The organism is Exiguobacterium sp. s129, from assembly GCF_018617585.1.
GTDB lineage: Bacteria > Bacillota > Bacilli > Exiguobacteriales > Exiguobacteriaceae > Exiguobacterium > Exiguobacterium aestuarii_A.
Genome location: NZ_JACSKL010000014.1, coordinates 1 through 17,301, shown reverse-complemented (window position 1 = coordinate 17,301; position 17,301 = coordinate 1). Strand labels below are relative to the sequence as shown.

Here is a 17,301-nt window from a genome sequence, read left to right as displayed (position 1 = left end):
TGTTGTCGAACAGGTAAATATTAGAGTGTATACGAGTGTTCTTTGAAGTTCCCTACGATGGAATCGATTTCTGATACGGTGACAAATGCCTCAGAGTCAATCTCGGAAACAATCTGACGAAGTCGAGGGATTTCATTGTTCTGGACGACGACGTACAGCATTTTTTTCGAATCGTTCGAATATCCGCCTGTCGCATCCATGATGGTGACGCCACGTTTTAAGTTCTGCTTAATGACCAAGTTGATTTCATCCGCCTTCTGACAAATGATGAAACATTGCTTTTGAGCGGAGAAGAACTTGTGAATCGTGAGTAACGTGCGTGACCGGACAAAGCTTAACACAAGGGCATACATGACCGCTTTAATGTCAAAGACGATGAAGACCATTACATAAACGATGATATCTTGTGTCAAAAAGATTTTAGGTAACGACAAGTTTCGGTTGTTCATATAAATGACTTTCCCTAAAATATCGAGACCGCCGGTAGAAGCGCCTGCGAATAAGAGGAGAGCAAGTCCGAGACCCGAAACGATTCCGCTGAATACGGAAGCGACGAGCGGATCGTCAAGTGGAGTCGGCGGAATAAGGACAGGTAAACTATCGATTAAGATAGAAGAGAGCACGACAACAATTCCCGTCATCAAAATAAAGCGACGTCCCAAGTATTTTAACCCTAAGATGAAGAGTGGGATATTGAGCACGAGCTGGGTCATCCCGATTGGCGTTCCGAATAGTTCGTTCGTAATCAACGTGATTCCGACGATTCCCCCCGAACCGATTTCATTAGGTTTGAGCAGTAAACTGACAAAGACAGACTGAAGGATTGTCCCGGCAATGATGAACAGTACCGTTTCAAGGGCAACCCGTTTTCGAGATTTAGCATACATAGATAATGGCTAGGCCTTACGCCTCCTTTTGGTAAGTCTTCTGCTAGCGTACTGCTACTCGTTCATCATTTCAAGTCACAATTCGTTATGGAATCGGTCGATATCACTCGCTAATTGTTCATGTACATAATCGATCACCTGAGCATCATCGAATAGTCCGAGCGGTACATCATCCGGAATCGCATCGAACGGTGAGACGAAGTATAGAATTGCCGCGACAAGCTCTTCTTGTTTGTCAGGTTGCATTTCAAATTGATCATTGTATAGCGCGCGCAACATATTCAGCATTTGTTTCATTTGGAAGTAGAGCGTCAGTTCTTCTTCGCGCTCGATATTGCTGATTTCATTGGATGCCACGTCTACGGTCACTTTTGCGAGGGCGCGTTCACCTTGGACAAGTAGGTCGCCGAGTTGTTCTCGGTCGTGGATATCTTCTTTCGCTTGTTTCAAAAAGTGTGTGTAGGTTGATTTCCAATCTGCCATAGTAGATTCCTCCTTCATTCTTCATCTACTAATATGCCCGTTTTTGCGCATCGGTTGCAACTTTTCCTGAAATTTAAGAAAATAAAGATAACTGAAAAGGAGGAACGATACATATGTCTATGATTTCTATGCCGACAGAGGCAGATTTCGCACGCTATGCAGAGCTAGCTGTGAAAAAAGGTGTAAACATTCAACCAGGACAACAGCTAGAGGTACGTGCCGATATCAGTCAGGCGCCACTTGTCCGTCACGTGGTGAAAGCCGCGTATGCGGCAGGCGCGAAACAAGTATTTGTCAATTGGAGCGATGAGGAGACATCGAAGATTCGTTATTTCGATGCACCAGCAGACTCGTTCAAAGAGTTTCCAGATTGGTTAAAGGCTCGTTTTGAACAATTGGCTGAAGAGAAGACGGCATTCTTGTCCATCGTCAGTGACGACCCGGATGCTTTAAACGGCGTTGAATCGTCACGCATCTCGGATGCGAACCGTGCAGCCGGACAAGCACTTGCGAAATGGCGTCAATATGTGATGAGTGACAACGTGAGTTGGTCGATCGTTGCAGGTGCGTCAGAAGCGTGGGCTGAAAAAGTATTCCCGGGGCGTGAAGATGCGGTCGCAGCTTTATGGCAAGCGATTTTCGCAGCAACACGTATGGATCAAGAAGATGTGGTCGCGGCATGGGATACACATGATCAATCACTCCGTAGCCGTGCGAAGTTGCTGACAGAGAAGAAATATGCGAAGTTGCACTACCAAGCACCAGGAACTGAACTTACAATCGGGCTTCCGAAAAAGCACGTTTTCCTTGGCGGTGGCGGTCCGAATGTCGATGGCATCGACTTTATCGCGAATATGCCGACAGAAGAAGTGTTCACGCTCGCGGATAAAGATTCTGTGGAAGGTCACGTGTCGAGCACGAAGCCACTCAGCTACAGCGGAAACTTGATTGACGAGTTCACGCTTTGGTTTGAAGGTGGGAAAGTCGTCAAGGCAGAAGCGAAAAAAGGACAAGCGGCTCTTGATGAGTTGTTGAACATGGATGAGGGAGCACGCCGCATCGGTGAAGTGGCGCTCGTTCCAGATGATTCGCCAATCTCAAACTCAGGTCTTCTCTTCTACAACACGTTGTTTGACGAGAATGCATCATGCCACTTGGCATTAGGTCGTGCCTACTCGACATGTCTCGAAGGTGGTCCTTCGATGTCGCAAGAAGAACTCGCGGCGAACGGCGCGAATGACTCGATGACACACGTTGACTTCATGATTGGGTCAACTGAAATGAATATCGATGGTGAACGGGAAGACGGCACGCGCGAAGCAATCATGCGTGACGGCAACTGGGTCATCTAAACGAAAGAGCGAATTCCGAAATCGGAATTCGCTCTTTTCATGTGACGTCGTACAAATAACGAAGAGCGTGAGGTAAACGGCGGCGCCAAGCTGATTCGTGATGAATCGCATCCGGTTCCACTTCATATCGGAAAGCGATACCCTTTTTAGCGATGGCTTCAATCAGTTTTGCATTCGTAAACAAGTAATCCTTCGCTGTGATTGGTCCGCTCTCTTCATTCGTTCCGATGTCCATATACAGTTTTCCAGAGATATCGGTTTGCTGAATAGCCTGGATCAATGGATCCAGATTCGCCCATGCAGCGGTGGAGAGGGATCCGACTCTTTTGATGGAAGGGTAGGTTGCCATCATATATAGAGAGATGACCCCTCCCATCGAACTCCCCATGACGCCGACATCTTCTGGATTCGTCGCATACTCCTTGTCGATTCGTGGTTTTAAGACGTTCATAAACCAATCTGTATACAAACGACCTTGACCACCAAGGGTTGGGCGCGTTTTCGCAAGTTCCGGTCCGATACGGCGATATAACATCTCATCTTCTTCATATGAATACTCATCATAACGATCTAACCAGTTCGGAGCGCTTGCGATGGCGACGACCATGAGAGGGAGGTGGAGTGTGTCGATGCAGCGATCGATTTCCCACCCTTCTCCATATGTAGCAGTGCTTCCTGAAAATACATTTTGCCCATCATGCATATAAAGGACAGGAAGTGGGGTGTCGGCATTGACCCAGTCTGGTCGAAATACGCGAACAATCCGTTTTTGACCACGGACCTTCTCCGTTGGAATCGATACGTTCAATTGTTCAATCATTTTTCATCACCTCTTTCACCTTGTATTGTGGAGAATCATGAACGAAAAGACAAACGTAAGTCTTGACTACCTACCGTTCGTTAGGTAAGGTGAGGTGGAAGGAGAGTGAGACTCGTGAATACAAAAGAGAAAATTATGCAATCCGCGCGGACACGGTTTGCACGTGAAGGATATGAAGGATTATCACTTGCGGCGGTTGCCGAAGACGTTGGCATCCGAAAGGCTTCTCTGTATGCTCACATCGATGGGAAAGAACAATTGTTTAAGCAAGTCGTGACCGATATGGCGAATCGTTACGAAGAAGCATGGCAGCAAACTTGTGAGGATACCGAAGACCGACCACCTTTAGAACGGATTGAGTCGATCGTTCGTACGCTCACGTCATTCTTTGGCGATCACGAGACGTGGATGTTGACGAAACGGATGCTACTCGTACCACCCCCAGAATTTCGGGACTATATTGAAGAAGTCATCGGAAAGGTGGAGACGGAGTTAAAACGGTTTGAAAAAGAACAGTTTCGTCTCGCGATGGAACGTGGAGACTTACCGTCGCAACCACTCGATGAACTCTATGCTGCGTACTATTGCTTTTTAGATGGGGCTTTATTGTCTTTATTTACATTTGAAGATGACCGAGAGATGCGACAACAAGCCGCATTCCGAATCTTCAAGAAAGGTGTGGGGTGGAATGGATAAGGAAAAAGTCGCCTGGATTTCTCTCTTGTTCGCAGGATTGCTTGAAATCATTTGGGCAACGACGATGAAGTTGTCTGAAGGGTTTACCGTTTTTGGTCCGACGTTATGGACAATCGTACTCTTGATTGTCAGTTTCGGCTTACTAGCTAAGGCATTCCGCGTTCTACCGGCAGGCACAGGATATGCCGTTTTCACAGGAATCGGAGCGGTTGGAACGGTGATTGTCGGTGCTCTTCTTTTTGACGAGGCGCTCAGTGGCTGGAAACTTTTACTTGTGACGACGTTGATCATCGGAATCATCGGATTGAAACAAGTGACAGGAGGAGAAGAAGCATGAGTTGGGTATATTTGATCGGCGCAGGGATTGCTGAGATGACAGCTGTCTTCTTTATGGGGAAATCAAAAGGGTATCAAATTTTAAAATGGTCAATCTTATCGATTTTGTCGTTCGCGCTCAGTTTTTATTGGCTCTCAAAGTCGCTTGAAGACATTCCGTTAAGCTTGGCTTACTCCATCTGGGTCGGGATTGGAGCCGCAGGTGGTGTCATTCTAGGCATGCTCTATTTAAATGAGTCCAAAAGCCGCTGGCGTATCTTTTATCTGATGATGATTATCGGCAGTGTGGTCGGATTAAAAGTTGTATCGTAAAGGATTGAAACAAGCTGAAAACGGGAATTGAATAATTCAGATTATGAGATGGAAGAAAGGGGCGGAAAACGATGCATCTTGTTGAGTTGCAGTCCGAACGTTTGCGGTTTGAGCCGTACACGATCTCTGATTTCTATTTTGTTAAGTCGCTTCTCCAAGATCCTCGGGTGATGCGCTTCATCAGTCCGGACGGGAGACCGTATACAGACGAACAAACAATCGAATGGTTCGAACGTCAATTAGCCCGCTATGAAACAGGACGCCAGACAGGTCTACTGAAGCTGATGACGTTCGAAAGTGATGAACCGATTGGTCATGCAGGTACGTTGCTTCATGAGTTAGACGGTAAACTCGAGCTAGAAGTCGGCTATTGGTTGTCACCGAAGCATTGGCATATGGGTTACGGACGAGAAGCGGCCGCACGTTTGATGCAGTATGCTTTCACCGAAGGAGAGAAGGAAATCATTTCACTCATTCATCCAGAAAACGTTCCGTCTCAGCGTGTGGCTAAAGCGAACGGTCTTCACTGGGACCGTGACACGTTATATCAGAACATGCTCGTGTCCGTTTATGCAGGTGATTTGGAACGCCTCTGCCGGCATATTGATCGCCAGCAGATGACTCGTTAAAAAAGTCTGTAAAAAAATAAAAAAAGTTGTTGCCAACTTAATAGTTTCTTGATATATTAATAGTGTCCTTAAGAGAGGACACGACCTGATTCTGTAGCTCAGCTGGGAGAGCGCTACCTTGACAGGGTAGAGGTCGCTGGTTCGAGCCCAGTCAGAATCACTTGGGTGCCAAACCCTCGAGAAACCCACCGGAACATGGGTTTCCGCGAAGCCACTTCTTGCGAGAAGTGGCTCTTTTTTTGTATATTGACACGGTATGAAAGCAATTGGTATATTCCTTTCAATACATAAAGAAACGGGGAATGCGACATGGTGCTAACGGGAACCCTCGTCAATGCCGGATTAATTGTCATCGGGTCATTGTTAGGTCTCTTATTTCACCGCATTCCAGAGCGTATGAAAGAGACGGTGACGGCAGCAATCGGGCTTGCGGTCATTTTGCTCGGCATTCAAATGGGGATGAAAAGTGAAAACTTTTTGATTGTCATCGGAAGTCTTGTCGTTGGGTCCGCGCTCGGGGAATGGTGGAAGCTAGATGAAGTATTGAATGAAATCGGCTATCGGCTGGAGCGGCGTCTTGGAAGTCAATCGAGTGTAGCGGAAGGGTTCGTTACGGCAACGCTCATCTTCGTCATCGGCGCGATGGCCATCATTGGGGCGCTCGATAGTGGATTACGTGGCGACCATGACGTCCTGTATACGAAAGGGTTGATTGATGGATTTACAGCCCTCGTGTTGAGTTCGACGCTCGGCATCGGTGTCATGTTTTCGGCCGTTCCGGTATTATTGTATCAGGGTGGGATTGCACTACTCGCCATTCAAATCATGAAGTTCATTCCGGAGTCGCTCATGGACAGCTTTATTTTAGAAATGACTGCGACCGGTGGTGTGATGATCGTGGCGATTGGCTTAAACTTGGTCGGGATCACAAAAATTCGCGTGGCCAACTTATTGCCAGGGATTTTAGTAGTGGCACTCATTGTGTCGGTTATACATATGATGACATAAAAAATGGACGGAAGCGTGGCTTCCGTCCATTTTTTATGGTTTCTCCATGATTTCATGGTCTTCTTTGGCACTTTCGCGTAAGGCTGAAGACATCACGTCGGCAAGGTTGCGGTCTCGTAACACGCCGACACCACGGTCGGTCGGTCCACCTGGAGCAGCGACGTCAGCAATGAGTTCATTCGTCTCACGTGTTTCATGTGACAGTAACTCTGCAGAGCCTTTCATCGCCTGAGCCACAATTTGACGAGCCGTCGCTTCGTCGTATCCGACATCGGTCAAGACCGGAGTCATCGCCCCGACGATTTCATAGAAGAAAGCTGGGCTACAACCGGCTGCTGCCATGAAGGCAGACATCGTCTTCGCGTCCGTGATGGCCGTTCGACCGACACGTTCAAAGAGGGCAGTTGCTTTCGCGCGATCGGTCTCATCTGTTTCAGGACCGAACCATAAGCCTGTCATCCCGCTCCGATATGCGACCGGCGTGTTTGGCATCGCGCATACGGCAGGAAGTCCTGAAGCTTCTTCTAATTGGCTCGGTTCGATATGTGCCGCAACCGATACAAGTAGTGGGGTCTTCCACTCTTTTGATTCCACGTACGGAATGACGCCGTCCGGTTGCATCGCTAGTACGACGATGTCATAGTCGTTCACGTTTTCTTCTTCGACGATGTGTACGCCGAGTTCATCTTGTAGGAAGTTCAAGCGTTCCCGATCACTTCGGTTCGTCATGGTAATTTGTGTCGGTTCGATTCCTGAGTCAATCCACCCTCGAACGAGCGCTTCACTCATTGATCCTGCACCGACCATTAGTAATTGTTTCATCATTCGTCACCTCTTCTATTCGATTCGGTCAATAGTTATGTTGACTATCATAACAAACCTGATGTCGAATATCGCCCATCTTGCTCATTTGTTAAGAGATGGAAAACGATTTGACATATGGAGCGGTGAACATGACAAACGTTTCAAATCGCGCTATGATGGCACTAATTCAACAGAGTGAGGCGAAATCGCGTGAAACGTGTACTAGTAAAAGGGATTCAAGGTTATCAACGTTTTATCTCACCATTAAAGCCGCCGACATGCCGGTTTTATCCGAGTTGTTCACACTACGGAATCGAAGCGATTGAGAAACATGGAACCGTCAAAGGCAGTTATTTAACCGCTCGCCGGCTCATCCGTTGTCAACCGTTTCATCCGGGCGGGCTCGATTACGTCCCGGATACATTTGATTGGAAAGCGCCTTTACAACGAGAGAAGCCTGAATCACAGCGAGACGATTAAGTTCGTCTCGCTGTTTGTATACAGATGAAAAGAGCCGGAGTTGTTTTAGCACAATACTTTTGCATTGTTCTAAGTATTCTGAAAAAATAGAGACGTACACTATTTTCGGGGAAAGGGGATACTTTGTATGGGGCAATCATTTAGTGAATGGGTGAGTACGGCATCCAATTTTGTATGGGGACCACCGCTTTTAATTTTGCTTGTGGGGACAGGCGTTTACTTGACGGTGCGTCTAGGGGGAATTCAAATCACCAAGTTACCGTATGCATTGAAATTGGCGTTTTCGAAAAATCAGGATCAATCCTCTAAAGGGGATATCAGTCACTTCCAAGCGCTCATGACCGCGCTTGCGGCGACCGTCGGTACGGGGAATATCGTCGGGGTGTCGACAGCAGTTGTGTTAGGAGGACCAGGAGCCATCGTATGGATGTGGGTGTCCGGATTCTTTGGGATGGCAACGAAATATGCGGAAGCTGTTCTGGCTGTTAAGTATCGGGTCACCGATGAACGCGGTCAGATGGCTGGTGGACCGATGTACTATTTAGAACGAGGGTTGAATCAACGTTGGTTAGCCGTAGCATTTGCGGCATTCGCCTCGATTGCGGCGTTCGGGATTGGAAATGGGGTACAGACGAACTCTGTCGCGCTCGCGCTCAAAACAACATTTGACGTACCACTCTACATATCAGGCATTCTCATCATGATTTTTACAGGGGCGGTCATTCTTGGAGGCGTGCGTTCGATCGGGAAAGTAGTCAGCTATTTTGTTCCTGTCATGATCGCCTTTTATTTAGGTAGCGGTCTATTGATTATGATCATGAACTACTCGCTTATTCCAGATGCATTCGCGTTGATCTTTAGCAGTACGTTCAGTGCAGAAGCCATCGGTGGAGGCGCAATTGGGGCAGCTATTCGTTACGGGGTCGCACGTGGCGTGTTCTCAAACGAAGCAGGTCTTGGTTCCGCTCCGATTGCTGCAGCGGCAGCGAAAACAGATATGCCGGGTCGTCAAGCGCTCGTCTCGATGACACAAGTCTTCTTGGACACGCTTGTCGTCTGTTCGGTGACAGGTTTGACACTCGTCATGGGTGGTCAAATCGGGACAGGATTAGAAGGAGTCGAATTGACTTCGGCCACATTCGAACTGTTCCTCGGTCCGGCAGGCGGCTACATTGTCACAATCGGTCTCGTCCTATTCGCTTACTCGACCGTTCTCGGTTGGTCGTACTACGGCGAGCGATCCATCCATTACTTGTTTGGGCAAAAGTCGATTCTTCCATATCGGATTGCTTTCGTGCTCGTCGCCGGACTCGGTGCCATGACGACCAACTTGAATTTGGTATGGGCGCTATCTGACGTCTTCAACGGGTTAATGGCTATTCCGAACTTGATTGGTCTCTTGTTCTTGTCGGGCGTTGTCATCGCCGAAACGAAACGATTCAATCAACAGCTTGAAATTGAGAATCGAAAAGTATCCTAAACGCATCGACGCCATCCTTATGAATCAGAGGGTGGCGTCTTTTGTTTCGCTTCTAATTCATCAAGTCGTGCTTTTTGTAAGTGATCAAATACTCTTGTAATGAATCCGACCATAATACCGACGCCGGTGATGACGTATCCAATCGTGAAAATTTTTCCGACATCAGTTTGAGGGGCGAAGTCACCATATCCGATGGTCGTCAGTGTGATGACGCTAAAATAAAGTGCATCTAACCATCGCATCGCTTCAAATTTAGCGTAAAAAAGTGTTCCGGAGAGAACGGTGAGAAAGGCAAGGCTGAACAAGACTTGAAACTCAGGATCACGGAGGCCGCGCCAAATCCCACGTACAATCCGGCGTAATGTCAGTAAGAACGGTAACATGTCACTCGCTCCTTTCGATATTAGGTTTGTTCGCTAACAACGCGGGAACATCCTTTGTAGTTCGAAAAAAAGAGAAAGGGTGAGTAGGATGGGGAAAGTCATTCCAAAGCAAGAAGGTCTCGACCATAGTGTCGATTTTTTACGTGAAGGATATTTGTTTGTGGCGAATCGACGTAAAAGTTTTCAGTCGAATATTTTTGAAACGCGTTTGCTCGGGGAACGCGTGATTTGTCTCGGAGGAGAGGACGCTGCTGCCTTGTTCTATGATGCGGACAAATTCACACGTCAGGATGCCGCGCCGAAACGTCTTCTCAAAACTTTATTTGGGGAAGATGGGGTGCAAACATTGAATGGGACGGCCCATACACACCGAAAACGAATGTTCATGTCATTGATGACGAAAGAAAACATCGATCGTCTGCTTCGATTGACGGACCGTGAATGGAAAAGAATCCGGCATGCTGGAGAAGAAATCGTTTTATATGACGAGGCACAACAGGTATTGATGAAAGCCGTCTGTGAGTGGGCGGGAGTTCCGCTTGCACGAGATGAAGTAGCGAAGCGAACCGATGAAATGAGATTGTTATTTGAATCGGGTACTTCTTTAGGTCCAACTTATTTGCAAGGGCGGAAGGCAAGAAGTTCGGCCGAAGCGTGGATTCGACAGATGGTCAAAGAAGTACGGTCAAATCGATTATTACCGAATAAACAGACGGCACTTTATGAGTTCTCGTGGCATCGAGATGAATCTGGTGAGCTGTTGCCTGAAGAAGTAGTGGCTGTCGAAGTGTTAAACATTTTGCGACCGACTGTTGCAATCTCGGTCTATGTCCTCTTTACAGTCCTAGCGCTTCATCAATTCCCGAGAGAAAGAGCACAAGTAAAGCAAGGACAGCTTTCGAAAACAGCCTTTGTCCAAGAAGTGAGACGTTTCTATCCGTTTTTCCCTGTAGCGGCAGCTCGAGTCAAAACAGATTTTGAATGGGACGGATATACGTTTACCGAAGGAACACTGACGCTCCTTGATCTTTATGGAACGAATCACGACTCCGCGATTTGGGCTGAACCCGATCAATTTAATCCTGCTCGCTTTATGGACTGGAAGGAGAGTCCGTTCAATTTTATCCCGCAAGGAGGAGGAGACGTGGATTTTGGACATCGTTGTGCAGGGGAGCATGTGACGATTGCGATTCTAGAACAAGTCATTGAATTGTTTACGGAGGAGTTCTCGTATACCGTTCCTCCTCAAGATTTGAGTTATAGCTTCGTTGATATGCCGAGTCTACCGAAAAGTAAACTGCGTTTGACTGATGTAAAATGAATCGAATAAGCAAACGCCTACTCTTGATGGAGTAGGCGTTTAGTATAGAGTGCGATTTATTTTGTTTATAAATTGAGACGCTTTGAAATCGGACGAATGGGGACGGACGGGTCAATCATTCGGTTATCCCGTTTCGGTTCATCCGTGCATTCAATCTGCCAATCGGCGTCATGAAGCTCTTTTAGTCCGACGGCAATGTCATAAAGCGAATAGTTCGCATTCCCGTTTAGCTGATAGATGCCGGGTCCGCGTTTCGTCAAGATTTCGAATAAAGCTTCCGCTGTATCCGGTAAAAATGAGCAAGATGGATACCAATGCTCACTCGCTTGTATGACCCCTCGTTGTTTCATCTCGTTCGTAAAATAGTCCATCATATTGTTCGATCCGGCTTCATCCCCAATCTGCCATCCAAGACGAACAATCTGAGCACCCGGGTTGACACGAACGATGGCTCGTTCGCAGTCACGTTTATACTTTCCGTAGTCATCTTCAGCATCTGGCGCCGTGTCCGGTGAAATCGGTCCAGTCACATCATCTGAAAAAATCGACACTGTACTCGTGAACAAGAACGGAATCTTCATCTCCCCACATAAACGAGCGAGCGTCTCGGCCCATTCAACCGGTCCCATACCGATATGTAAAAAATAGTCTGGGCGGATGCTTTCAATGAATTGTCGCATCTCCTGCTCGTCGGTCGTGGACACTTGCTCACGATTCCATGCAATCCCCTCAATGCCATGACGCTGTAACGCTTCGGCAACAACCGGTGCTACCGTGCCGTTCATTCCAGTAATGATTGCTTTCATTTCATGTCGCCCCTTTCTCTCTATATCATGCCACAAAACGGGCGTGGACAAACAATCGATGTGTTTGCCTATGCTAGACTAGGTGATGGAGGGATCAATGATGAATATTCGACAAGCAACGAAGCAAGATTGTACACAAATCGCACCGCTCATGTATCAGGCGATTCATGACATCGCGTATACGTTGACGGGGTCAACGAATACCGATGAAGTATTAGAACGATTGGCGATGTGGGTGGAGAAACCGAAGAATCGTTTAAGCCACGAAAACATATGGGTCGCCGATGTAGAAGGGGAAGTGGCGGGAATGATCATTTCGTATCGAGGGGACGAGGCGGAAGCATTAGATCGCCCGATTCGGGAATGGTTGACTGCGCATGGGAGCAAAGTGGAATTAGATGTTGAGACGGAAGGGTTCGTTCAATACATCGATTCACTCGCTGTACTAGAGGCATATGGTGGCCGTGGTATCGGGACGAAGTTGATTGAACAGATTTGTACTGTCGCGGCAGAACGTGGTGTCCCGGCCGTCACCTTGAATGTAGATCAAGACAATCAAGCGGCTCATCGTTTGTATACGCGACTCGGATTCCAAAAAGAAAAAGAAATTATGATTTCGGGATTTCGTTTTGACTATATGAAAAAAGAGACACGCTCGACTCCTTTCTCGGTCTAAAAGCGGATGCGCAAACGCTCGTTCTCGACTATACTAAGTGCTTGAGGAAAGATATATGTAAAGGAGATACATTATGGAGTGGAAGAATATTTGGCGGGGAATGGCCATGGGAACGAGTGATTTGATTCCTGGTGTAAGCGGCGGTACCATCGCAGTTATTTTAGGCATCTACGATCAATTGATTGAAGCAATCAGCGGTGTATTCAGCCGATATTGGAAAAAGTATATTGGTTTCTTAATCCCGCTAGCGATTGGAATGGGAACAGCCATCATCGCCTTAAGTCGAATTATCGAGTATTTGTTGCTCGAGTATTATGCACCGACACAATTCTTCTTTATCGGATTGATTTTAGGGATCATTCCGTTACTTTTTGTAGAGTTTAAGTCACGTGCATCGATTCGTCCCATTCATGTGATTGCCATGATTGTAGCAACGGTACTTGTAGCGAGCATGGCGTTTCTTAATCCGGTTGATTCGTCTATCATTACGGACGTTACCTTTGGGACAGCGCTCCTCTTGTTCTTGTCTGGGTGGTTAGGAAGTATGGCAATGTTACTTCCTGGAATCAGCGGATCGTTCGTGTTGTTGCTGATTGGGGTATATCCGACAGTGATCAGCGCCATCTCGAACTTCAATTTACTCATTATCGGAATTGTTGGGGCAGGCGTTGCGGTCGGCTTTATTGTTAGTAGTAAAGTGATTCGCTATTTGTTGGCGAATTTCCCAGGAATGACGTTTTCGGTCATCATCGGATTGGTAGTGGGTTCGCTCGCCGTTGTATTTCCAGGAGTGCCGGCCACAGGTCTCATGTGGGCACTTAGTGTCATCGCGTTCATTGCAGGGATTGTTGTCGTCCGATTACTCAGTCGTTACTCTATATAAAACAGCAAGGAGTCCGGGATCACCGGACTCCTTTTTAATAGATAAACGGAAATAATCGTTTGCGTGACTTTGACCATGATACATACGATTGACCGAAGTGACGGGTCAGCATCCCTTCCTCAATCCGAATGCGATATAGTAACGCAAGAGCCGTAAGACCGGTACCGATCAAAGCGACTGCCCAATGAAGAAAATACAAGGAGAACCCTAACGTAATGAATAATAATCCTGTGTATAAGGGATGGCGTAAGAAACGATAAGGACCAGAGCTGACGAGCTCGTCTTGAGGACGAACGACAACGTGTCGGGTGAATTGATGACGAAGGTGGAAAATTCCCCAATACCGTAATGATACACCCGCTATGTAAAACGAAAGAGCAAGTATGCGTTGAGCCATTGTTGGACGCGCCTCAACAAAGATTGAATAGATGATAGAAAAAGAGAACATGACAATCATCGTCGACGCTACGAAATAAAAGCTTTTTCGCTCGACGGAACCGTCCGTTGCCTCTTTTCGATTACGAAATTTCCATGTCTCCACAAGCCAAAAACAGGACACGATGATCAATGCAAGATCCATCCACTCCATAGCGCACATCCTTCCTTTTGATTCATCTTTCCTTACCCGACCTTTGATGAAGAAAAACCAATGGAGGAATGTGTTAGGAAAAAGTTTGTAAAAGACAAAGAAACGGGTTATCATCTAATGAGAATGATTATCATTTTTAAGGTGAGTAGATCATCTACATAGAAGGGAAGGATACGACGATGGGCGAAGAACAATTCGACGTGACGATTATCGGCGGAGGTCCGGCAGGGTTATATGCTGCTTTTTATAGTGGATTACGAGGCATGAAAACAAAAATAATCGAATTTCAACCTCAACTAGGTGGAAAGCTGCACGTTTATCCAGAAAAAATGGTGTGGGATGTAGGGGGGCTCCTTCCGACGACGGGAGCAAATCTAATCGATCAACTCGTCCAACAAGGTCTCACCTTTTCGCCGACAGTCATCCTAGGGGAGAAAGTGGAGTCGATTTCAAAACGTCAGGATGGATTATTCGGGATCGACACGTCGAATGGTCATCACGTATCCAAAACGGTGATCGTCGCGACCGGGAGCGGCATTCTGAAACCACACAAGGTCGAAATCAGCGGAGCAGAGCGATTTGAATTGTCGAATCTTCATTATACGGTGAAGTCACTAGAACGATTTAAAGGGAAGCGAGTCTTGATTTCAGGTGGTGGAAATAGTGCCGTCGATTGGGCCAATGCACTCGAACCGATTGCGGAGCAAGTAATTTTGGTTTATCGAAAAGAAGAGCTCGGAGGTCATGAAGCACAAGTCGAGAAGATTAAAGAGAGCCGAGTCGATTGTTGCCCCCAGTCAAAAGTCACGGACTTGATTTCTCATGATGGGCAATCCATTCAGCAAGTGCTGTTAACACAGGTTGACACGGGAGAAACGAGTGTGGTCGATGTCGATGAGGTCGTCATCAATCACGGGTATGAACAAGATGCGGAACTCCTTCGGAACAGTGAATTGAACGTTGAAATGGTCAATGGATTTTATGTGAAAGGGAACGCGGGGAGTGAATCGTCCGTTCCGGGATTATATGCTGCAGGTGACATTCTGACGCATGAAGGAAAGGTCCATTTGATTGCAGGGGCATTCCAAGATGCGGCGAATGCGGTGAATCGGGCCAAAACTTATATTGACCCGAATGCGACCGCTACGGCAATGGTCTCTTCTCATAACGAACGTCTAAAAGAAAAGAACCGTCAAATCATAGAAGACACTTTATTGAAGCAGTAAGAGCGACGTCTCTTACTGCTTTTGCGTAGGATAATCACAGAGCTCGGTGATGACACCGCCTGAATGACGTGGGTCCATATAGATCAAACGTCGACCCTTTGCGGTCGTACGTAGTGTGTCTTCTAAAAAAGTGATGCCATTTTGTTTGTGTGTAGCGATGGCGATGTCTAAATCTTCTACACGATATGCGATATGATGGACGCCTTTTCCTCGTGCTTTCATGAAACGCGCGATCGGACTCGTATTACTTGTTGGTCGCAACAATTCGATGACATCTTCACCGATGTGAATGACAGCTAGCTCGGTTTCCACCCCAATGGCTGTATTCGTATAACGGTCAATCAGTTCTCCACCAAGCACAGTTGTATAAAATGTGATCGCTTCGTCTAAATCACGGACGGCGATTCCAGTATGATCGATTTGCATAAACATTCCTCCTCAACCTTCAGTTTGCCTAAAGTTGAACAAAATGTCACTTCACAACGTTTCGACCATATCCGATATAATAAGAGAGGGAGGGACAGCGGAATGAACGGAAAAATCACAATGGGATTGGTGGGCATGTTCGCCCTAGTATCATTTGTGTTTGGACTCTCGCTTGCGACGTTTGTCGATTATCGCATCAATGAAGAGCAAGTTGTGCTCGAACGGTTAACCACCCATAAACAGATTGGTCCGACGGAGTTGCTGTCTACCGAGGTCGATTTTCATTTGAATGGATCGAATTATGCGATTCGTTTCAAGGATGAACCGAACATCACGTATTGGTTCAGTGTCGTAGATCGCCAAATCAAATTTGATCGGATTGAATCGCTCGATTTGAGAGACACGGGACTCCGGACAGAACTGTTTAAGGAAATGCCGCCTTTGGCGATGGAGTCGACAACTGCTGCAGAATAAAAGACGTCGAATGAACAACTTTTTCGTGTGAGAACGAGTTGATACAATCGACGTCTTTTTTATTGATCAATAGAGTGGAGTCGGTAGCACTTGTTGTGTAAGCATATATATCCCGCCTGACGACACTTGAGCACCTTGCTTTCGAAGTGCAAAATTCAAGTCAGATTGCAGGTTGGTCGTAGAAATACGAGCCTCGTCGATATATCTGAACGCATCGTAAAACTTTTGTTGAAGAAAGGAAAGGGCATCCCGCAACATAGACTCGTCACAATCTAATTGAATTTCTTGGACGCACACGTGATACATATGTAGTCGTACTTTCATGATTCCGATTGGTTGGTGACAGCAGTTTAATGTGTAGAACAGTGTTTGTTGCCGAGTTGCATGTGCGAATTGTTCATCCGTCATCGGGATGGCGCCCGGTAAGACATGACAATGCGCATTACGAAAAGTGAGCCAATCCGCTCTTCGTGAATAGTCTATCAATTCGAGGGTCCAGTACGTATGCGATGCTTTCTCACAAGGAATGAATGGCAAGTGATACGTATTCGTTTGATGGAATACTTGAAACCCAGTTGCCTCATATATTCGAAGCTTATCTTGATTATGATAGTCCTCTTCCTGAAGATAGTATGTAATCGGGTGTGTGGTTTCACGACTTCGTTCATACATGATTCGGTCAAGCAACCCGCGAAACACATGACGATCAATATATGAGACTTTTGAGAGTTGAATGATTTGAAACGATTCTAGATGTTCGTCGTTCGCAACGAATGCAGCTAACGGTATATCTTTATTTAAGGCGCTATACACGTGATGATGGGGCGGCAAGGAAAGAAGCGGGGGTGTCTTCGATAAAGGGTATAATGTTTGAATGGAGATACGTTTCTGAATAGGTAATTGCCTACATTCTACAAAGCGTAGTGCTCGTTTCAAGGAGAATCCTTCTTTCTGTATGAGATGATAAGTACATGTGAACTACTCGCCACTTATTTGCTTCGCAAATTGAAGGGGGAGCTTCTTGGGAAGACCGTGCTCTTACCAGCCACGATTGTTTACCAAGCTCGTCGGGTGGTTCCCACCCTGAAGGAATTCGTTTTAGTTTGCCAACATCAACAGATTGATGCTCGCGTTGATGTCTCGGTCATGATGCGCGCCACAGGCACACGTCCATTCACGGACATCCATCGCCTTCTTCTTGCCTTTTACGCCGCAAGTGGAACAGATTTG

At 46.7% G+C, this 17,301-nt stretch carries 23 protein-coding genes and 1 tRNA gene; 14 read left to right on the top strand and 10 right to left on the bottom strand.

What is annotated here, in order from left to right:
- Nucleotides 1–20: 20 nt before the first annotated feature.
- Nucleotides 21–887, bottom strand: coding sequence for a YitT family protein (locus KNO92_RS12800; RefSeq protein WP_214696834.1), 867 nt, complete (start codon nucleotides 885–887; stop codon nucleotides 21–23).
- A gap of 75 nt (nucleotides 888–962) precedes the next feature.
- On the bottom strand, nucleotides 963–1,370 hold the full coding sequence (locus KNO92_RS12795) for a YkvA family protein (RefSeq protein WP_074033005.1): 408 nt from the start codon (nucleotides 1,368–1,370) through the stop codon (nucleotides 963–965).
- Nucleotides 1,371–1,483: 113 nt separating this feature from the next.
- Between KNO92_RS12795 and KNO92_RS12790 the strand changes: the two genes are divergently transcribed.
- Nucleotides 1,484–2,722, top strand: a complete 1,239-nt coding sequence (locus KNO92_RS12790) for an aminopeptidase (RefSeq protein ID WP_214761589.1) — start codon at nucleotides 1,484–1,486, stop codon at nucleotides 2,720–2,722.
- A 37-nt stretch (nucleotides 2,723–2,759) separates the two neighbouring features.
- Here KNO92_RS12790 and KNO92_RS12785 read toward each other — a convergent pair whose 3' ends face one another.
- Nucleotides 2,760–3,542, bottom strand: coding sequence for an alpha/beta hydrolase (locus KNO92_RS12785; protein ID WP_214696837.1), 783 nt, complete (start codon nucleotides 3,540–3,542; stop codon nucleotides 2,760–2,762).
- A gap of 114 nt (nucleotides 3,543–3,656) precedes the next feature.
- Between KNO92_RS12785 and KNO92_RS12780 the strand changes: the two genes are divergently transcribed.
- The 6 genes from KNO92_RS12780 to KNO92_RS12755 all read left to right on the top strand — a co-directional run bounded on the left by KNO92_RS12780 (nucleotide 3,657) and on the right by KNO92_RS12755 (nucleotide 6,523).
- Complete coding sequence (locus KNO92_RS12780) at nucleotides 3,657–4,238, top strand: TetR/AcrR family transcriptional regulator (RefSeq protein ID WP_214696839.1); 582 nt, start codon at nucleotides 3,657–3,659, stop codon at nucleotides 4,236–4,238.
- Nucleotides 4,231–4,575 (top strand): DMT family transporter, encoded by a 345-nt coding sequence (locus KNO92_RS12775; RefSeq protein WP_214761587.1) that lies wholly within the window; start codon nucleotides 4,231–4,233, stop codon nucleotides 4,573–4,575. The genes KNO92_RS12780 and KNO92_RS12775 overlap by 8 nt, the downstream gene beginning before the upstream one ends.
- On the top strand, nucleotides 4,572–4,886 hold the full coding sequence (locus KNO92_RS12770) for a DMT family transporter (protein ID WP_074033008.1): 315 nt from the start codon (nucleotides 4,572–4,574) through the stop codon (nucleotides 4,884–4,886). The genes KNO92_RS12775 and KNO92_RS12770 overlap by 4 nt, the downstream gene beginning before the upstream one ends.
- A gap of 71 nt (nucleotides 4,887–4,957) precedes the next feature.
- Nucleotides 4,958–5,515: a GNAT family N-acetyltransferase gene (locus KNO92_RS12765; protein WP_214696843.1), complete on the top strand. Its 558-nt coding sequence runs from the start codon at nucleotides 4,958–4,960 to the stop codon at nucleotides 5,513–5,515.
- Between the two features lie 87 nt (nucleotides 5,516–5,602).
- A tRNA-Val gene (locus tag KNO92_RS12760) sits at nucleotides 5,603–5,675 on the top strand.
- 149 nt (nucleotides 5,676–5,824) lie between these two features.
- On the top strand, nucleotides 5,825–6,523 hold the full coding sequence (locus tag KNO92_RS12755; protein ID WP_214696845.1) for a DUF554 domain-containing protein: 699 nt from the start codon (nucleotides 5,825–5,827) through the stop codon (nucleotides 6,521–6,523).
- Between the two features lie 33 nt (nucleotides 6,524–6,556).
- Here KNO92_RS12755 and KNO92_RS12750 read toward each other — a convergent pair whose 3' ends face one another.
- Entirely contained in the window at nucleotides 6,557–7,345 is a 789-nt protein-coding gene (locus KNO92_RS12750; RefSeq protein ID WP_251127015.1) for a pyrroline-5-carboxylate reductase family protein, read from the bottom strand.
- Nucleotides 7,346–7,537: 192 nt separating this feature from the next.
- Here KNO92_RS12750 and yidD point away from each other — a divergent pair, with 192 nt between their 5' ends.
- Entirely contained in the window at nucleotides 7,538–7,807 is a 270-nt protein-coding gene (yidD, locus tag KNO92_RS12745; RefSeq protein WP_214696854.1) for a membrane protein insertion efficiency factor YidD, read from the top strand.
- A 127-nt stretch (nucleotides 7,808–7,934) separates the two neighbouring features.
- On the top strand, nucleotides 7,935–9,287 hold the full coding sequence (locus KNO92_RS12740) for an alanine/glycine:cation symporter family protein (protein ID WP_214696856.1): 1,353 nt from the start codon (nucleotides 7,935–7,937) through the stop codon (nucleotides 9,285–9,287).
- A gap of 17 nt (nucleotides 9,288–9,304) precedes the next feature.
- Here KNO92_RS12740 and KNO92_RS12735 read toward each other — a convergent pair whose 3' ends face one another.
- Nucleotides 9,305–9,670: a potassium channel family protein gene (locus tag KNO92_RS12735; RefSeq protein WP_214696858.1), complete on the bottom strand. Its 366-nt coding sequence runs from the start codon at nucleotides 9,668–9,670 to the stop codon at nucleotides 9,305–9,307.
- A gap of 88 nt (nucleotides 9,671–9,758) precedes the next feature.
- Between KNO92_RS12735 and KNO92_RS12730 the strand changes: the two genes are divergently transcribed.
- The gene (locus KNO92_RS12730) at nucleotides 9,759–10,991 is read left to right on the top strand and encodes a cytochrome P450 (protein ID WP_214761585.1); all 1,233 of its coding nucleotides are present in this window, start codon (nucleotides 9,759–9,761) and stop codon (nucleotides 10,989–10,991) included.
- Nucleotides 10,992–11,056: 65 nt separating this feature from the next.
- Here KNO92_RS12730 and KNO92_RS12725 read toward each other — a convergent pair whose 3' ends face one another.
- A complete protein-coding gene (locus KNO92_RS12725; RefSeq protein ID WP_214761583.1) occupies nucleotides 11,057–11,797 on the bottom strand; it encodes a sugar nucleotide-binding protein in 741 nt (246 codons plus the stop codon).
- A gap of 100 nt (nucleotides 11,798–11,897) precedes the next feature.
- On the opposite strand from KNO92_RS12725, the gene KNO92_RS12720 reads away from it, so the two are divergent.
- Both KNO92_RS12720 and KNO92_RS12715 read left to right on the top strand, forming a co-directional pair.
- Nucleotides 11,898–12,473, top strand: coding sequence for a GNAT family N-acetyltransferase (locus KNO92_RS12720; protein ID WP_214761581.1), 576 nt, complete (start codon nucleotides 11,898–11,900; stop codon nucleotides 12,471–12,473).
- A 73-nt stretch (nucleotides 12,474–12,546) separates the two neighbouring features.
- Nucleotides 12,547–13,356, top strand: a complete 810-nt coding sequence (locus KNO92_RS12715; protein WP_214761578.1) for a DUF368 domain-containing protein — start codon at nucleotides 12,547–12,549, stop codon at nucleotides 13,354–13,356.
- Between the two features lie 34 nt (nucleotides 13,357–13,390).
- On the opposite strand, the gene KNO92_RS12710 is transcribed toward KNO92_RS12715, so the two are convergent.
- Nucleotides 13,391–13,945 carry a methyltransferase family protein gene (locus tag KNO92_RS12710; RefSeq protein WP_214761576.1) on the bottom strand — a complete coding sequence of 185 codons (555 nt, stop codon included), beginning with the start codon at nucleotides 13,943–13,945 and terminating at the stop codon, nucleotides 13,391–13,393.
- Between the two features lie 179 nt (nucleotides 13,946–14,124).
- Between KNO92_RS12710 and KNO92_RS12705 the strand changes: the two genes are divergently transcribed.
- Nucleotides 14,125–15,171, top strand: a complete 1,047-nt coding sequence (locus KNO92_RS12705) for an NAD(P)/FAD-dependent oxidoreductase (protein WP_214761574.1) — start codon at nucleotides 14,125–14,127, stop codon at nucleotides 15,169–15,171.
- A gap of 12 nt (nucleotides 15,172–15,183) precedes the next feature.
- Here the strand turns inward: KNO92_RS12705 and KNO92_RS12700 are convergent, their stop codons facing one another.
- Nucleotides 15,184–15,597: a VOC family protein gene (locus tag KNO92_RS12700; protein ID WP_371743058.1), complete on the bottom strand. Its 414-nt coding sequence runs from the start codon at nucleotides 15,595–15,597 to the stop codon at nucleotides 15,184–15,186.
- 102 nt (nucleotides 15,598–15,699) lie between these two features.
- Between KNO92_RS12700 and KNO92_RS12695 the strand changes: the two genes are divergently transcribed.
- Nucleotides 15,700–16,071: a hypothetical protein gene (locus KNO92_RS12695; RefSeq protein WP_074033021.1), complete on the top strand. Its 372-nt coding sequence runs from the start codon at nucleotides 15,700–15,702 to the stop codon at nucleotides 16,069–16,071.
- A 66-nt stretch (nucleotides 16,072–16,137) separates the two neighbouring features.
- Here KNO92_RS12695 and KNO92_RS12690 read toward each other — a convergent pair whose 3' ends face one another.
- Together KNO92_RS12690 and KNO92_RS12685 are read right to left on the bottom strand one after the other, a co-directional pair.
- Nucleotides 16,138–17,007 carry a hypothetical protein gene (locus KNO92_RS12690; RefSeq protein WP_214696872.1) on the bottom strand — a complete coding sequence of 290 codons (870 nt, stop codon included), beginning with the start codon at nucleotides 17,005–17,007 and terminating at the stop codon, nucleotides 16,138–16,140.
- A gap of 162 nt (nucleotides 17,008–17,169) precedes the next feature.
- Nucleotides 17,170–17,301: zinc ribbon domain-containing protein (locus tag KNO92_RS12685; protein WP_214761605.1), on the bottom strand; the 132-nt coding region annotated here is incomplete at its 5' end.

What these genes read in the sequence shown, in the direction of transcription:
- KNO92_RS12800 (WP_214696834.1), bottom strand. Translation starts at nt 887, where the DNA reads ATGTATGCTAAATCTCGAAAACGGGTTGCCCTTGAAACGGTACTGTTC.
- KNO92_RS12795 (WP_074033005.1), bottom strand. Translation starts at nt 1,370, where the DNA reads ATGGCAGATTGGAAATCAACCTACACACACTTTTTGAAACAAGCGAAA.
- KNO92_RS12790 (WP_214761589.1), top strand. Translation starts at nt 1,484, where the DNA reads ATGTCTATGATTTCTATGCCGACAGAGGCAGATTTCGCACGCTATGCA.
- KNO92_RS12785 (WP_214696837.1), bottom strand. Translation starts at nt 3,542, where the DNA reads ATGATTGAACAATTGAACGTATCGATTCCAACGGAGAAGGTCCGTGGT.
- KNO92_RS12775 (WP_214761587.1), top strand. Translation starts at nt 4,231, where the DNA reads ATGGATAAGGAAAAAGTCGCCTGGATTTCTCTCTTGTTCGCAGGATTG.
- KNO92_RS12770 (WP_074033008.1), top strand. Translation starts at nt 4,572, where the DNA reads ATGAGTTGGGTATATTTGATCGGCGCAGGGATTGCTGAGATGACAGCT.
- KNO92_RS12765 (WP_214696843.1), top strand. Translation starts at nt 4,958, where the DNA reads ATGCATCTTGTTGAGTTGCAGTCCGAACGTTTGCGGTTTGAGCCGTAC.
- KNO92_RS12755 (WP_214696845.1), top strand. Translation starts at nt 5,825, where the DNA reads ATGGTGCTAACGGGAACCCTCGTCAATGCCGGATTAATTGTCATCGGG.
- KNO92_RS12750 (WP_251127015.1), bottom strand. Translation starts at nt 7,345, where the DNA reads ATGAAACAATTACTAATGGTCGGTGCAGGATCAATGAGTGAAGCGCTC.
- KNO92_RS12740 (WP_214696856.1), top strand. Translation starts at nt 7,935, where the DNA reads ATGGGGCAATCATTTAGTGAATGGGTGAGTACGGCATCCAATTTTGTA.
- KNO92_RS12735 (WP_214696858.1), bottom strand. Translation starts at nt 9,670, where the DNA reads ATGTTACCGTTCTTACTGACATTACGCCGGATTGTACGTGGGATTTGG.
- KNO92_RS12730 (WP_214761585.1), top strand. Translation starts at nt 9,759, where the DNA reads ATGGGGAAAGTCATTCCAAAGCAAGAAGGTCTCGACCATAGTGTCGAT.
- KNO92_RS12725 (WP_214761583.1), bottom strand. Translation starts at nt 11,797, where the DNA reads ATGAAAGCAATCATTACTGGAATGAACGGCACGGTAGCACCGGTTGTT.
- KNO92_RS12720 (WP_214761581.1), top strand. Translation starts at nt 11,898, where the DNA reads ATGAATATTCGACAAGCAACGAAGCAAGATTGTACACAAATCGCACCG.
- KNO92_RS12715 (WP_214761578.1), top strand. Translation starts at nt 12,547, where the DNA reads ATGGAGTGGAAGAATATTTGGCGGGGAATGGCCATGGGAACGAGTGAT.
- KNO92_RS12710 (WP_214761576.1), bottom strand. Translation starts at nt 13,945, where the DNA reads ATGGAGTGGATGGATCTTGCATTGATCATCGTGTCCTGTTTTTGGCTT.
- KNO92_RS12705 (WP_214761574.1), top strand. Translation starts at nt 14,125, where the DNA reads ATGGGCGAAGAACAATTCGACGTGACGATTATCGGCGGAGGTCCGGCA.
- KNO92_RS12700 (WP_371743058.1), bottom strand. Translation starts at nt 15,597, where the DNA reads ATGCAAATCGATCATACTGGAATCGCCGTCCGTGATTTAGACGAAGCG.
- KNO92_RS12695 (WP_074033021.1), top strand. Translation starts at nt 15,700, where the DNA reads ATGAACGGAAAAATCACAATGGGATTGGTGGGCATGTTCGCCCTAGTA.